Origin of the sequence: Pseudomonas rossensis, from assembly GCF_039888995.1 — a bacterium.
Taxonomy (GTDB): Bacteria; Pseudomonadota; Gammaproteobacteria; order Pseudomonadales; family Pseudomonadaceae; genus Aquipseudomonas; species Aquipseudomonas rossensis.
In genome coordinates, this window is sequence record NZ_JBBWCB010000021.1 from 1 (window position 1) to 14,358 (window position 14,358).

Annotated in this window: 13 protein-coding genes; 3 read left to right on the top strand and 10 right to left on the bottom strand. The window is 60.3% G+C overall.

The features are described 5' to 3' along the window. On the bottom strand, window positions 1-2,660 hold a 2,660-nt coding region (locus WLY71_RS08360; RefSeq protein WP_347803190.1), incomplete at its 3' end, for an efflux RND transporter permease subunit. Next, complete coding sequence (locus WLY71_RS08365) at window positions 2,657-3,817, bottom strand: efflux RND transporter periplasmic adaptor subunit (RefSeq protein WP_347803191.1); 1,161 nt, start codon at window positions 3,815-3,817, stop codon at window positions 2,657-2,659. The genes WLY71_RS08365 and WLY71_RS08360, both read right to left, overlap by 4 nt. A gap of 290 nt (window positions 3,818-4,107) precedes the next feature. On the opposite strand from WLY71_RS08365, the gene WLY71_RS08370 reads away from it, so the two are divergent. Together WLY71_RS08370 and WLY71_RS08375 are read left to right on the top strand one after the other, a co-directional pair. Next, entirely contained in the window at window positions 4,108-4,365 is a 258-nt protein-coding gene (locus WLY71_RS08370; protein ID WP_347803192.1) for a hypothetical protein, read from the top strand. A gap of 141 nt (window positions 4,366-4,506) precedes the next feature. Further along, complete coding sequence (locus WLY71_RS08375; protein ID WP_347803193.1) at window positions 4,507-5,646, top strand: transporter substrate-binding domain-containing protein; 1,140 nt, start codon at window positions 4,507-4,509, stop codon at window positions 5,644-5,646. A 60-nt stretch (window positions 5,647-5,706) separates the two neighbouring features. Here WLY71_RS08375 and WLY71_RS08380 read toward each other — a convergent pair whose 3' ends face one another. The 5 genes from WLY71_RS08380 to norR all read right to left on the bottom strand — a co-directional run bounded on the left by WLY71_RS08380 (window position 5,707) and on the right by norR (window position 10,119). Beyond that, a complete protein-coding gene (locus WLY71_RS08380; RefSeq protein WP_347803194.1) occupies window positions 5,707-6,456 on the bottom strand; it encodes a YkgJ family cysteine cluster protein in 750 nt (249 codons plus the stop codon). Between the two features lie 83 nt (window positions 6,457-6,539). Beyond that, on the bottom strand, window positions 6,540-6,866 hold the full coding sequence (locus WLY71_RS08385) for a hypothetical protein (RefSeq protein ID WP_347803195.1): 327 nt from the start codon (window positions 6,864-6,866) through the stop codon (window positions 6,540-6,542). Window positions 6,867-6,909: 43 nt separating this feature from the next. Continuing rightward, complete coding sequence (locus WLY71_RS08390; RefSeq protein WP_347803196.1) at window positions 6,910-7,368, bottom strand: GNAT family N-acetyltransferase; 459 nt, start codon at window positions 7,366-7,368, stop codon at window positions 6,910-6,912. A gap of 27 nt (window positions 7,369-7,395) precedes the next feature. Next, a complete protein-coding gene (locus tag WLY71_RS08395; protein ID WP_008147551.1) occupies window positions 7,396-8,298 on the bottom strand; it encodes a chemotaxis protein CheV in 903 nt (300 codons plus the stop codon). A gap of 270 nt (window positions 8,299-8,568) precedes the next feature. Beyond that, on the bottom strand, window positions 8,569-10,119 hold the full coding sequence (gene norR, locus WLY71_RS08400; protein WP_347803197.1) for a nitric oxide reductase transcriptional regulator NorR: 1,551 nt from the start codon (window positions 10,117-10,119) through the stop codon (window positions 8,569-8,571). 156 nt (window positions 10,120-10,275) lie between these two features. On the opposite strand from norR, the gene hmpA reads away from it, so the two are divergent. Continuing rightward, entirely contained in the window at window positions 10,276-11,457 is a 1,182-nt protein-coding gene (hmpA, locus tag WLY71_RS08405) for an NO-inducible flavohemoprotein (protein WP_347803198.1), read from the top strand. 32 nt (window positions 11,458-11,489) lie between these two features. Here the strand turns inward: hmpA and WLY71_RS08410 are convergent, their stop codons facing one another. The 3 genes from WLY71_RS08410 to WLY71_RS08420 form a co-directional block, all read right to left on the bottom strand. Continuing rightward, window positions 11,490-12,146: a helix-turn-helix transcriptional regulator gene (locus tag WLY71_RS08410; RefSeq protein ID WP_347803199.1), complete on the bottom strand. Its 657-nt coding sequence runs from the start codon at window positions 12,144-12,146 to the stop codon at window positions 11,490-11,492. Between the two features lie 75 nt (window positions 12,147-12,221). Further along, window positions 12,222-13,349, bottom strand: coding sequence for an NAD(P)/FAD-dependent oxidoreductase (locus tag WLY71_RS08415; RefSeq protein ID WP_347803200.1), 1,128 nt, complete (start codon window positions 13,347-13,349; stop codon window positions 12,222-12,224). Window positions 13,350-13,407: 58 nt separating this feature from the next. Continuing rightward, window positions 13,408-14,355, bottom strand: a complete 948-nt coding sequence (locus WLY71_RS08420) for an ornithine cyclodeaminase family protein (protein ID WP_347803201.1) — start codon at window positions 14,353-14,355, stop codon at window positions 13,408-13,410. Window positions 14,356-14,358: the final 3 nt, after the last annotated feature.

Sequence of the window (14,358 nt, forward strand, 5' to 3'; positions counted from 1 at the left end):
ATGATGGTCAGCGGATGGACGAAGCTCTCGTAAAGCACGCCGAGAATGATGTACACCGCCACCAACGCCGCCAGGATCAGCCATGGCTGGCTGGCCAGCGAACTCTGGAACGCCTGGGCCGCGCCCTGGAAGTTGCCGCTCATGGCGGCCGGCATGCCGATTTCGGCCTTGGCCTGGTTGAGCATGATCACCGCATCGCCCAGTGCCACACCGGGCGCGAGGTTGAACGATAGGTTGGCGGCGGGGAACATGCCGTCATGGGCGATGGACAGCGGACCGACGGTGGGCGCATCGAATTTGGCCAGCGCCGACAGCGGCACCATTTCCCCGCTCAGCGGCGAGCGCAGGTAGAAATAGTTGAGGCTTTCAGCCTTGCCGCGCTGCTTGGTGTCCAGTTCCAGAATCACGTTGTATTGGTTGATCTGAGTCTGGAATTCATTGATCTGCCGCTGGCCGAAGGCGTCGTACAGCGCTTCATCGACATCGCTGGCGGTCAGGCCGAAACGCGCGGCGGCGCTGCGGTCGATGCTGATGTGGGTGATGCTGCCGCCCAGTTGCAGGTCGTTGGAAATGTCGCTGAACGCCGGGTTGGCGCGCAGTTTTTCCGTCAGGCGCTGGGTCCAGGTGCTGAGGGTCGCGCCGTCGTTGCTCTTGAGCACGTATTGGTACTGCGCGCGGCTCGGGCCGGAGCTGAGGTTGATGTCCTGCCCGGCGCGCAGGTACAGCACGATGCCCGGGACTTTCATCAGTTGCGGACGAATCCGGTCAATGAACTGGCTGGCGGAGACGTCGCGGTCGCCGCGCTTTTTCAGGGAGATCCAGAAGCGACCGTTGGCGATGGTCTGGTTGCTGCCGGAGACGCCGACCGAGTGGGAAAACGCCGCGACCGCCGGATCTGCGGCGACGATTTCGGCCATCGCCAGGTGTTTTTTCACCATGTCGCCGTAGGAAATATCGGCGGCCGCTTCGGTGGTGCCGAGGACGAAACCGGTGTCCTGCACCGGGAAGAAGCCCTTGGGGATAAAGATGTAACCGGCAATCGCCAGGCCCAGAGACAGGCAGAACACCCCGATCATCAGCTTCTGGTGGGCTAGGGCGCGGCGTAGAAGTTTTTCATAGCCTGTCAGCAAGCGTTCGCCAAACGTAGGTTTGCTGTGGGCGTGATGCACCGGCGCGCGCATGAACAGCGCGGCAAGCGTTGGCGCCAAGGTCAGTGAGACCACCACCGAAATCATGATCGTCGAAGTGGCGGTCAGGGCGAATTCCTTGAACAGCCGCCCGACCACGCCGCCCATGAAGAGCAACGGAATAAACGCCGCCACCAGCGAAAAGCTGATGGAGACGACGGTGAAACCAATCTCGCCGGCACCTTTGATCGCCGCCTCGCGCATGCCGTCGCCAGCCTCAAGGTGACGGTGAATGTTCTCCACCACCACAATCGCATCGTCGACCACAAACCCCACGGCCACCACGATCGCCACCAGCGTCAGGTTGTTCAGGCTGAAACCCATGATGTACATCAGGGCGAAACTGGCGATCAGGGACACACCGAGCACCGACGCCACGATCAGGGTCGCTGACAATTGCCGCAGGAACAGCGCCATCACCGCCACCACCAGCATGATCGCGATCAGCAGGGTGACTTCCACCTCATGCAGCGAAGCGCGGATAGTCTGGGTGCGGTCGATCAACACCTTGACCTGCACCGAGGCCGGCAGCATGGCTTCCAAACCGGGCAAGGCGGCCTGGATGCGATCCACGGTTTCGACGATGTTGGCGCCCGGTTGCCGGGAAATCACCAGGTTCACCCCAGGTTTATCACCGGCCCAGGCTTGCACGTAGGCATCTTCCGAACCGTTGACGACTTTGGCCACATCCTTGAGGTGAACCGGGGCACCGTCCTTGTAGGAAACGATGAGTTGGCTGTATTCCTCAGGATGGAACAACTGGTCGTTGGTCGACAGCGTCGAAATACTCGACTCGCCGTACAACGCACCTTTGGCCAGGTTGAGGCTGGTGTTCTGGATCGCCAGACGAATGTCCGCCAGCGTCAGGCCGATGGCAGCGAGCTTGTCCGCCGAGGCCTGTACGCGGATCGCCGGACGTTGCTGGCCGGTGATGTTGATTTGTCCTACGCCGTCGATCTGACTGATCTGACGGGCGAGCAGGGTTTCCACCAGGTCACTGACTTCGGTGCCGGGCATTTGCGGTGAGTTGATGCTGAGGATCAGCACCGGGCTGTCGGCCGGGTTGACCTTCCTCCAGGTCGGCAGGTTCGGCATGTCTTTGGGCAGTTTGCCGGCGGCGGTGTTGATCGCGGCCTGCACTTCCTGAGCGGCGGTGTCGATGCTTTTGTCGAGGGTGAATTGCAGGGTCAGGTTGGTCGAGCCCAGTGCGCTGCTCGAGGTCATCTGGGTCACGCCGGGGATGGCGCTGAATTGCACTTCAAGCGGCGTGGCCACCGATGAAGCCATGGTCTCCGGGCTGGCACCGGGTAATTGCGCGGCCACCTGAATGGTCGGAAATTCTGCTTCCGGCAACGGCGCGATGGGCAGGCGCGGGAAGGCGATAACACCGAGCAGCACCAGTGCAAAAGTCAGCAGGATCGTCGCCACCGGATGGTCGATGCACCAGGCAGAGACCGAGCCATGGCCCTTCATGGTTTCGGCTCCGATTGGACCACTTGCGGCGGGTCAGTCACTACGTGCACCGTCGAGCCGGGCTTGAGCCGCGACTGGCCGTCGCTGACCAGCACGTCGCCCGGTTTAACGCCTTTGATGATGTCCTGGCCGCTGCCTTGATAGACCATTTGTACTGTGACGGTTTCGACCTTGTCGCCGTTGACCCGGTACACGAAATGTTGATCGAGACCGCGTTGTACGACGGTGGGCGGCACCACCAGCGCATCTTTATCCAGCGCTGTCTGAATTTTTACCGTCACCAGCAGACCCGGCCAGAGTTTCTGCCCGGGGTTGTTGAATTCAGCTTTGGCGCGAATGGTCCCGGTGTTGGCGTTGATCTGGTTGTCGATCAGGGTCAAATGACCTTCGCCGAGCAGGTTGCCGGTTTCGCCGTCAGTGTCGGCGCCGATGTAGGCCTTCACTTTTGCACGTTGTGGGTCGCCGATCAGACCCTGGAGGGTCGGCAGCATTTGCTGTGGCAGGGAGAACTCCACGGCGATCGGGTCGATCTGGGTCACCGTGAACAGGCCTTGAGCGTCGGTCATGCGCAGGAAGTTGCCTTCATCCACTGTGCGAATACCGACGCGACCGGTCACCGGGGAGCGAATCTGTGTGTAGGAGAGCTGCACCTGAGCGGCGTCGATCGAGGCCTGGTTACCTTGGGCGGTGGCTTTGAGTTGGTTGACCAACGCCTGTTGCTGGTCATAAGTCTGTTTGGAAACGCCGTCGTCCACGCTCAATAACTTGTAACGCTTGAGGTTGACCAGCGCGACTTGCAATTGCGCCTGACTTTCGCCCAATTGCGCTCGTGCCTGATCGAGACTGGCGCGGATCGAGCGGTCATCGATGGTGGCCAACAGGTCGCCTTTGTTCACCGGTTGGCCTTCCTTGACCAGGATTTTGGTGAGGATGCCGTCGATTTGCGGACGCACTACCACGCTGTGCAGCGACAGCACCGAGCCGATGCCGCTGACGTAGCGGGGGACATCTTTTTCGACGACGTTCACTACCCGAACGGGGATAGCAGAGGGCGCGGTCAGTGTGGTGGTCGCGGGCTTGATGGCGTACCACAGGCCCAGCGCTGCCAGAACGATCAGAAGGGCTGCGAGCAGGGCGGGTTTTTTCTGAATTCGCATGCGAGTGGGGCGCCGGAGCTGGATGGTCGGATTTTTTTCAGGTTGATACCTTCCTTTATAAACCTGTTCGCCCGTCAGGAAGGTGACTGCTAACTGACGGTGCTGTCAGTTTGGACCTCTGCGGGTCGACGCCGATCCCCTGTAGATACCGTCTTGACCCTCACCGACCAAGACACAAAACCCGACGGACTCGCTTGCGGCTTGAAGCTTGCTGCTTCCGACACAGGTATACTGCCGCCTTTCGCGGCTCGCTGACCGGGCCCGACTCTATTGCATCACCCGGAGCTTTCATGACTTCCCCGACACAACCGCCGGTTGCCGACGCTTTGAGCGACGACCAGGCAGACCTGCCAGACAGCGTCGACTCCAGCGCAGACAGCGAAACCAAAGCCGAGATCCCGGCGTTCAAGTTCCCGTTCAAGCCGGGCGACCTGGCCGCAGCGAAGAACGCCAGTCAGCCCTGGTACAAGAATGGCGCCAAGAACGGCCATGCCAAGACCCCCGGCGCTGCGCCTCCCGGCACTCGTCGCTCGATGGGTAAACGCTGACTGTCAGGCGTTTTGTTGACCGGTAATTGTTTCTCCTGTTTTTGAGACAGTTCCCACAAGGATGAGCGATTCGTCCTCTGGGGAAAAGGTGGCCGCTCGTCGAAGATTCATACCCGTGAATTCTTGATGAAGGCCGCCGAAATGACTCTGGTAAAAACCCTCTCTCTACTGTCGCTGGTGGCCCTGACCACTGGCTGCATGTCGTCTGCGCCCGATCCACAGATCCGTTTCGGCGTCGAAGCGCTGGTTCCGCCGTTCGAGAGCCGTAACGACAAGGGTGAGCTGGTCGGATTGAATATCGAGTTGGGCAACGCGCTGTGTGCCGAACTCAAATCCCGCTGTGTCTGGGTCGACCAGGATTACGCCACCAATATTCATGCCCTTGAAGTCAACCGTTTCGACGTGATCATGCCGATGACCGCCACCTCTGCGCGTCGCGAGCGGGTTGATTTCACCGAAAACCTGTATCCCTTGAGTAACCGTCTGGTGGCTCGCGTGGGCTCGAATCTGCAGCCGGATGCGCAATCACTCAAGGGCAAGCGTGTCGGCGTCCTTGCGGGCACAAGTCGCGAGGCTTTCGCCAAGGCTCGCTGGGCGGCGGCCGGGGTGACGGTGCGCAGTTTCAGTTTCAACAACCATTTGGTCGCCAGCCTGTTGGCGGGTGATATCGATGCAACCCTGCAAGACTCGATTGAAATTACCCAAGCGTTATTAAGTCTGCCCCAAGGGCAAGCTTTCGAGTTTGCCGGTGCCCCTCTCAAGGACTCCATGCTGGGCAGTGGCGTGGCCATGGCTGTGCGAAAAACCGACACCCTGCTGCGCGATAACCTGAATGCGGCGCTCGAGCGTCTTAAGCAAAATGGCCAGTACCAGGCGATTACCCAGCGTTATTTGCCACCCGCAGCACCGGAATCACCGCGCTACTTTCCGAATGAGGAAGGTCTGGCATTCTCCGATGCGGTGCAGATCGGCGAGACCCTTTACCTTTCCGGGGTGCTCGGCCTAGGGGCTGATGGTGAACTGGTGAAGGGCGGCATCGGCCCGCAGACGACCCAGGTCATGGAGAACTTGCGTACCGCGCTGCAACGCAGCGGTTCGTCCCTGGCTCAAGTGGCCAAATGCACGGTCATCCTTGCCGACATAAGGGATTTTTCCGCCATGAATGCTGTGTATCGCAGTTTCTTTCCGGCGGATCGTTTGCCCGCACGTACGACATTTGCCGGCAAGTTGGTCGAGAACGCGCGGGTAGAAGTGGAATGTCTGGCGGTGACGGCCAGCTAATTCTTTTGACGACGAGCCACTGCGCAACGGGATTGCGCAGTGGTTCCGAAGTCATGCGTCTTAGGCTGCCCGCAACGAAATGAACGCGTAATTCTCAGGAGCATCAGTCGCCACATGCGCCCCGGCCGCCTGCACCTGCCCGGCGATGTCCTCGCCCGACACATGAAACAACCAGTCAGCGCCTGACTCAGCCAATGGCTGCGCCGCAACCTGATCGATGACACTCGCAAACGCGGTCATGTCCGGCAGATAAGCAGTAAAGCCATCGCCCTTCAGTGCTGTAGTCCGAATCCCCAACAACGCGCAAATCGCATCCTTGGTCCGAATGTCATCGCGATCAGCCTGACGGGAGCGCTGGATTAATCCGACCAGTTCCTGATCCACCAATTCACCACCGACAATCAGATCCGGTCCCGTTTCCCACGACTCGGGAGGACATTCCTTCACGGCAATGTTCAGGGGGATGTGCGGATTGATTTCCATCGGGTAGATGCGGCACACCAACGGTCGGCGTTCGTAGATGCGGCAGAGGTTGTCTTCGTCAAGATTCCGGCAAGGACCGACGTTGTAGGCGGCAAAGGTGATGGCGATGTACGCCTCGGATGCGCCGCTTCGAACCCTCACCGAACGGCGTTCGGCGTGTTCGCGTTGCTGCACTGGCAGGCCCAGGCCATTGCCCAGGAAACCTTCCACCAGCACGATCACCTGACCACCATCGGCCGCCCACATCCGGGCTTCGGGCAGGGTCAGGGGCACGTGGTGGTCGTTGCAGCATTTGCCACAACCTACGCAGGAAAACGTCGTATTCATTGAACGGCCAGTCGCATAAAAGGACATGAAACGGCGACAGAATGCCGCCGCAAAGGCCACTGTCGAAGCAAGTTATGCGCCAGTCACTGTGCCTTGGTGGTGGGGCGGATGGAGTCCCATTCGGTGACGTAAGCGGTTTTGCTTTTCTTGTTGTACAGACACAGTTCGGTGCCTTGCTGGCCTTTCATGTGTTTTTGCGGGTATTGGCCTTGCAACAGAAGTGCGGTGTAGCCAACCCGGTCATCGAACTGCGCGGCATTGCCCACGGGTTTGGCATTCTTCAGGCCGCTGGCCTTGGTGCAACTGGCGAGCACGGCTTTGTCGTAGGCGGCCCAGGCGTCGGGGCTGGAGGCGTGGGCCTGGGAGGCGAGAGCGGTGAGGCAGAGGAGGGTCAGGGTTGAGGCTTTCATGTTCTGGCATCCGTGGGTGGGTATTGACCAAGGTCTGAGTATGTCAGGCCGGAACCGGTTCCCGGCGGACCACGCGCATTCCGGCGTTTTCATACAAACGCTGCGCCCGAAGGTTGTCTTCCAGCACCTTCAAATCCACAAAACCTTCGCGTCGTTGCTGAAATATCTTGAAAGCATGTAGCAGCAACGCACGTCCTAATCCTTGCCCCTGAGCTCGTGGATGCACTACCAGGTTTTTGATGTAGGCACTTGTCCAGCACTGGCAAACACCCACAATACCTTCGGCATCCAGAGCGATGAAGCACAGGGTCGGGTCGTATTCCGGATCGGTTTCAAATCGCTGCTGCCAGACGTCCAGGGCCGGCACGCGACCGCCACCGTCCTGATAGCCCAGTTCCATCAAACGATGAACGGCGTCTGCCAGATCGGGGCGGTATTCGCTGAGGACGATTTCCTGAGGCCAAGCGATCGCAGGCACACCTTCAGCAAGGTTGCGCCGCATCAGAAAGCAGAAGTCCTCGGCCAAGACTCAATGACCTTGTTCAGCGACAGCCTTGGCCGCTTCGATCAGGCACTTGGTCAGTTCTGGCGAGGAGAACTTGGTCAACACCGCGTTCGCGCCGGCAAGACGGGCCTTTTCGCTGTTCATCGCGCTGTCCAGAGAGGTGTGCAGCAGCACATAGAGGTGCGAGAAGTCCGGGGTTTCGCGCAGGGTTCGGGTAAATGCGTAACCGTCCATCTCCGACATTTCGATGTCCGAGACGATCAGGTTGATCTGCTGGGCCGTGCCTTGCAGGTCCAGCAGGCAGTCGATGGCTTCCTTGGCACTGCGCGCGGTGTGGCATTGCAGGCCGAGGTTGCGCAAGGTGTGAACCGATTGCTGCAACGCCACCTGGCTGTCATCGACCACCAGAATCCGCGCGTTGCCGAGTACTTCGGCGTCCTCCATGCTCAGTTCGGTCGGGGCCGTTTCGATCTGCGCCGGGGCGATGCCATGGATCACTTTTTCGATGTCCAGCACCTGTACCAACGTGCCGTCGACCGAGGTCACGCCAGTGATGTACGAGCGCACGCCGCCAGAGCCAAAGGGCGGCGGACGGATGTCGGTGGTCAGGCAGTGGACGATCTTGCTCACCGCCTGAACGTGCAACCCCTGCTTGGAGCGGCTGACATCGGTGACGATCAGGCAGCCACCGTTCGGGTCTTCCAGCGGTCGTTCGCCGATGGCACGGCTGAGGTCGATCACCGACAACGAGGCACCGCGCAGGGTGGCGATGCCTTTGACGTGGGGATGCGACTCCGGCAGTTTGGTCAGCGGTGGACAGGGAATGATTTCACTGACTTTCAGCAGGTTGATCGCCATCAGCTTGCCGCTGCGCAAGGTAAACAGCAGAAGCGAAAGTGAGTCTGCGCGGGCTTTGTTTGAAGACATAAAAACCTTCTGTGGAAAAAGGTGATGGGCGACCGCGAGGATCGCCAACAGCTATCGATGCCGGGTTATCGACTTGTTGCGGGCAGGCTTTAGGGTTATTCCCCGGTATTGCCGACCAACGCGATCCTAAGTAGCAGCTGCCGAAGGCTGCGTTCGGCTGCGTAGCAGTCGTAAACCCTGTCCCCGGTGCATCAGATACAACACGGTGAATCGTTTGGCGAGGACTTCGTCCTCGGACGCAGCCTTCGGCAGCTGCTACAGGAGATCGGGTTATTTCATGCCCAGGCGTTTGGCCATTCTTCCAAGATTCGCCCGATCCAAGCCTAGCTCACGCGCCGCACTCGCCCAATTGTTATGGTGCCGTTCCAGACAGGCGTTGATCAGTCGACGCTGATAATCCTCGGTCGCCACCCGCAAGTCTCCCGAGACCAAAGCAGCAGGGCTGACAGGGGCTGGCTCGGTTGCAAGCTCAACGCTGCCATTGGGCAAATCCAGATCCGCCGCGCTCAAGCTGAGAATCTTCGGCCGCTCCTTGCAGTTACCCAGTGCTTTCAAGGCACTGCGGCCAATCAAGTGCTCCAGCTCCCGCACATTGCCCGGCCATGCGTACGCCAGCAATGCAGCCTGCGCATCGCTGTTCAGGCGCAGGCTGTTGAGGCCCATGCGAGAGCGGTTTTGCTCCAGGAAGTAGCCGCTGAGCAGCAGCACATCCCGCCCACGATCACGCAGTGCTGGCACCAGCAACGGATAAACGCTCAGGCGGTGATAGAAGTCGGCACGGTAGCGGCCACTGCGCACTTCCTCGGCCAGGTCGCGGTTAGTCGCGGCGATCAGACGCACGTCCACCTGGTGTTCTTTATCCGACCCCAATCGCTGCAGCTGACCACTTTGCAGGACTCGCAGCAATTTGGCCTGGACGGTCAGGGACAGCTCACCGACCTCATCGAGAAACAGCGTGCCGCCATTGGCCAGTTCAAACTTGCCGCGCCGATCGTTCATCGCGCCGGTGAAGGCGCCGCGGACGTGGCCGAACAATTCGCTCTCCACCAGCGTGTCCGGCAGCGCGGCGCAGTTGAGGCTGATGATCGGCTTGTCGGCCCGGGGCGATGCGGCGTGGATGGCTTGGGCGACCAGTTCCTTGCCGACCCCGGTTTCGCCGGTGATCAGCACGGTAAGATCGCTGCCGCCCACCAGATTGATTTCTTCCACCAGCCGTTTGTGGGCCTTGCTCTGGCCAATCATCTCGCGGTTCTGCTGGCCGCTGGCTTGTCGGTAAACCTCGGCACGCTGATGTTCGTCTTCGACACGATTGGCCAGGCGTTCGATGCGCTCGGCGGCGTTGACCGTGGCGGCGGCGAGGCTGGCGAAAGCTTCCAGGGCGTCCAGCTCGATCGGTTCGAAGCGCTCCGGATCGAGTGCGTCGAGGGTCAGCAAACCCCATGGACGCTCGTCGATAAACAGCGGGCAACCCATGCAGTCGTGGACTTCCAGATGATCGTCAAGGCCATCGACCAAGCCGTCGTAAGGGTCGGGCAAGTCGCTGTCGGCGGCGAAACGGGTCGGACCGTGGCTGCTGAGCAGCGCTTCGAAACGCGGGTGTTCGCTGACTTTGAAGCGTCGGCCGAGGGTGTCGGTACTCAGCCCGTCGACGGCCAGTGGCACCAGCCATTCGCCATCAAGTCGCAGCAGGGCGGCAGCGTCGCACGGGAGCAAGGCGCGCATGGCTTCGAGCAAGCGCCGATAGCGTTCGCCTTCGGGGAGTTCGCGGGAGAGGTCGGAGACCAGTGGCAGCAGGGTGGTGAGCAAGGCTTTTGCAGTCATAGTGACTCCATGTAGTCGGTATGACTATAAGTCAGTGTGTGTCGATATGACTATAAAGAACTTAACTAATTGATTTATAGGGTTTTATTTTCTGGCACGGAAACTGATAAGTACAAGACAGTCAGTTAGCAACCCAAGTAGATCAGGAGTCGCCTTATGCTTAGCGTTCAAGACCGTGCAATCGTCAAATCCACCGTGCCCTTGCTGGAAAGCGGTGGCGAAGCATTGATCACTCATTTCTACCGCATGATGCTGTCCGAGTACCCGGAAGTTCGCCCGCTGTTCAACCAGGCTCACCAGGCCAGCGGTGATCAGCCGCGCGCCCTGGCAAACGGTGTCTTGATGTATGCGCGGCACATTGACCAACTCGACCAGTTGGGCGACCTCGTGGCCAAGATCATCAACAAGCACGTGGCCCTGCAAATCCTCCCGGAACATTACCCGATTGTCGGCACCTGCCTGCTGCGAGCCATCTCCGAAGTGCTGGGCGACGAGATCGCCACACCTGAAGTGATGGCCGCCTGGGGGGCTGCTTACGGTCAACTGGCCGACATCCTGATCGGCGCCGAAACCAGCATCTACGACCAAAAGGAACAGGCACCGGGCGGCTGGCGCGGGGCGCGGGAATTCATCGTGGTGGACAAGGTCGAGGAGAGTGCGGAAATCATCTCGTTCTACTTCGAACCGGCCGACAAAGGCCCGATTCTGGCGGCAGAGCCAGGCCAGTACATCGGCATCAAACTGATCCTCGATGGCGAAGAGATTCGTCGTAACTATTCGCTGTCTGCCTTGGCGAACCAGGGCCAGTACCGCATCAGTGTCAAGCGTGAAACCGGTGGCCGTGCCTCGAACCATCTGCATGATCAGCTGCATGTGGGCTCCAGCATCCAGCTGTTCCCGCCATCGGGCGAATTCACCCTGACCGAAAGCGACAAACCGTTGGTGCTGATCAGCGGCGGCGTCGGGATCACTCCGACGCTGGCGATGCTCGAAGCGGCGCTGGCGACTGAACGGCCGGTGCACTTTATTCACTGCGCGCGTAACGGTAGCGTTCACGCTTTCCGCGACTGGATCGATGGCCTGGCCGAGCGTCACCCGCAACTCAAACGCTTCTATTGCTACGACGAAGATGATGGCGTGAGCCCGTCGGCGCACAAGGTTGGCCGGTTGAGCCAGGAGCAACTGGGCGAGTGGTTGCCGCAACAGCGTGATCTGGACGCGTACTTCCTCGGGCCTAAAGGCTTCATGGCGGCGGTCAAACGTCACCTCAAAGCGCTGGGTGTGCCGGAGAAGCAAAGCCGTTACGAATTCTTCGGACCGGCTTCGGCGTTGGAGTAACGCTAACGCCGGGTGGTCTGCGGCGAGGGAGCTCAGCCCTTCACTTCCTTCAAGTGTTTGTACACCGTCGCCCGGCCCATGTTCAGCACGTTCGCCACATAGTTGGAGGCGCTTTTACCTTTGAAGGCGCCTTCGGCGTGCAGGGCCAGCACCAGTTCGCGTTTATGGTCGCGGGTCAGCAGGTTCAGGCTCAGCTGACGTTCGCGCAGCCAGGCGTGGAGGAAGGTGTTGATCCGCTCCTGCCAGTCATCGCGAAACAGCGAATCGGGTTGCGGAATCAACTTGCTCGGTGACAGGAACAGATCCAAAGCGGCCTTGGCATTTTCGAACAGCGAAATATTCAGATTGATGCACAGCACCGCCAGCGGACGGCCTTCACTGTCGCGCAGCACGCTGCTCAGGCTGCGAATCTTCTGACCATCCCAATTGAGCTTTTCGTACGGCCCGATGTTTCGTTCGCTGATCTCTTCGCTGAGCATGTCCTCCAGCGCCGAGTCGTCACCAATTTCCCGTTTGGACAAGTTGTTGGCGATGTAGTCGACCTTCTGGGTACGCAGGTCGTGCAGCACCACCTCGGCGTGAGGAAAGAACAACGTGGCGATGGCATCGGCGATCGCGCGGAAGTTATCCAGCGGCGAGCTCTTCAATGCAGAGTCATCACCGACCGGTTCTTGTTCTTGGGCGTTCATAAAGTGGAGCTCCAGACAGCATCAGCGCCCCGTCAAAAAAGGGCGCTGGAAGTTTGCCGCAATCGTGTCGACACGTCACCTGAGTCGCGCGGGGGAGAGCATCTCGGTGTTCAGACCGAAGCGAGTCAGTTGCTCGGGCATGGCTTCACCGCGCACCAGTGCAGCGCTGGCCTGGCCCATGGCCGGCGAGGTCTGGATGCCATAACCGCCTTGTGCCGCTACCCAGAATAACCCCGGCACCTGCGGATCGAAACCGGACAGCAAATCACCGTCGCTCACGAAACTGCGCAAGCCGGCCCAGGTGCGGGTCGGACGGCGGATGGTCAGGGTGGTGGCTTCTTCGATCTGGTAGATGCCCATCGCGATGTCCAGCTCTTCGGGCTGCACGTCGTGCGGTTCTACCGGGTCGGCGTTGGCTGGCGAGCCGAGAAACATCCCCGCGTCGGGCTTCATGTAGAAGGATTCGTCGAGGCTGACCAGCATTGGCCAATGGTGGATGTCCACGCCCTCGGGGCCGGCGAAGATGAACGCCGCGCGCCGCTTGGGTTGCAGGCCCAGTGGTTTGGCACCGGCCAGCTCACCGATTTTGTCGGCCCAGGCGCCTGCCGCGTTGATGATGATCGGGGCGCTGAAGGTCTGACCGTTGGTGTGTACTTGCCAGACACCTTCGGTATCACGGGTCAGGCTCAGGACTTGACTGTCGGTATGAACTTCGCCCTTGTTGCGTCGGATACCGCGCAGGTAACCCTGGTGCAGGGCATCGGTGTCGATGTCGCTGGCGGTCGGGTCATAAATCGCGCCATGGACTTTTTCCCGGCGCAGGATCGGCAAGCGCACGCAGGCTTCATCGGCGCTGAGCAGCTGCATTTCCGGCACCGTGGCTTTGGCGCTCTGGTATTGATTGTTCAGTTCGGCCGGGTCGCCGGTGAAGTCCACGGTCATCTCGCCACGCGGGGTCAGCAGCGGGTGTTCGCAGAAACCGGCCGGCGGCGCGTCGAAGAAGTCGTGGCTGGCTTGGGTCAGCGCCCGAACCTGCGGTGTGCCGTATGCGGCGGTGAACAGTGCAGCTGAACGTCCGGTGGAGTGGTAAGCCGGATGGGACTCGCGTTCGAGCACGATCACTCGGGCGTGCTGCGACAACCAGAAACCGGTGGAAGCACCGGCAATCCCGCCGCCGATGATGATGAAATCTGCCTGGCTCATGAACGTCTCCTGATGGGCGCAAATGCCGAAATTGTAGTGATCCCTTGGGTTTGTGGTGTTAGTGCTGTAGGCGGTAGATGGCATTGGCCAGTGCGATATCTTCCAGGCCCAGACCGATAGAGCGGAAGAACACATGACGGTCGTAGTCGGGGCGCTGGACTTTTTCGCTGAGCAGATCGGGCAGGTCGCCGATGATCGCGTTTTTGTCCCAGCCATGTTGTTCACCGGCAATCAGCATCTCGCCGGCCGAGCCCGGGGTGGTCAGACGATAGTCGCAGAACACTTGCATGTCATTGAGGCTCTGCGGCGGCACCTCGTGGGCACGTGGTGCGTTGGTGCTGATGGAGGTGATCAGCGCCGGTTTGCTCAAGCTTGAAGGGTCGATCACCGGACCTGCGGACGAGGTGCAGAGCATGATCACATCGGCGTCTTGAACCGCTGCTTCACGACTGTCGACGATGGTCAGCCGAGGATCGAGACTTTGGAGCTGTGCCAATACTTCGGGATTCTTGTCGCTCAGGCTCGGCGAGTAGAGGCTGATGCTCTGCCAGTCGCGCAGACCTTTGGCGTAGTGCAAGTGCGCCTGGGCGACCTTGCCGCTGCCGATGATCGCCAGGCGTCGGGCCTTCAGCGGGGCGAGGGCGTCGACCGCCACTGCGGTTGTTGCAGCGGTGCGTGCCGTGGTCAGTTCACCGGCATCGCAGAGCAGCAACGGCTGGCCGGTCCGCATCGACATCAGCAGCGTCCAGGCGGTCACCAGCGGGCCTTGTTCACGCACGATGTACGGCGAGGTCTTGACCCCGTAAACGCCGTCTTCGGCCAGTACGCCCAGATAGTTGATGAAGTCGCCAGCGCCCTGTGGAAACTCCACTAGCTGCTGCGACGGTTGCACAGCTTGCCCGGCGGCCAGGTCGCGGAACAGTTTGCGCAGGATCTGCGGCACGTCGACCTGCGCCAGCAACTCGCTGGCCTGAGGTTGGGTGATCACGTAAGGCGTACTGGACATGGT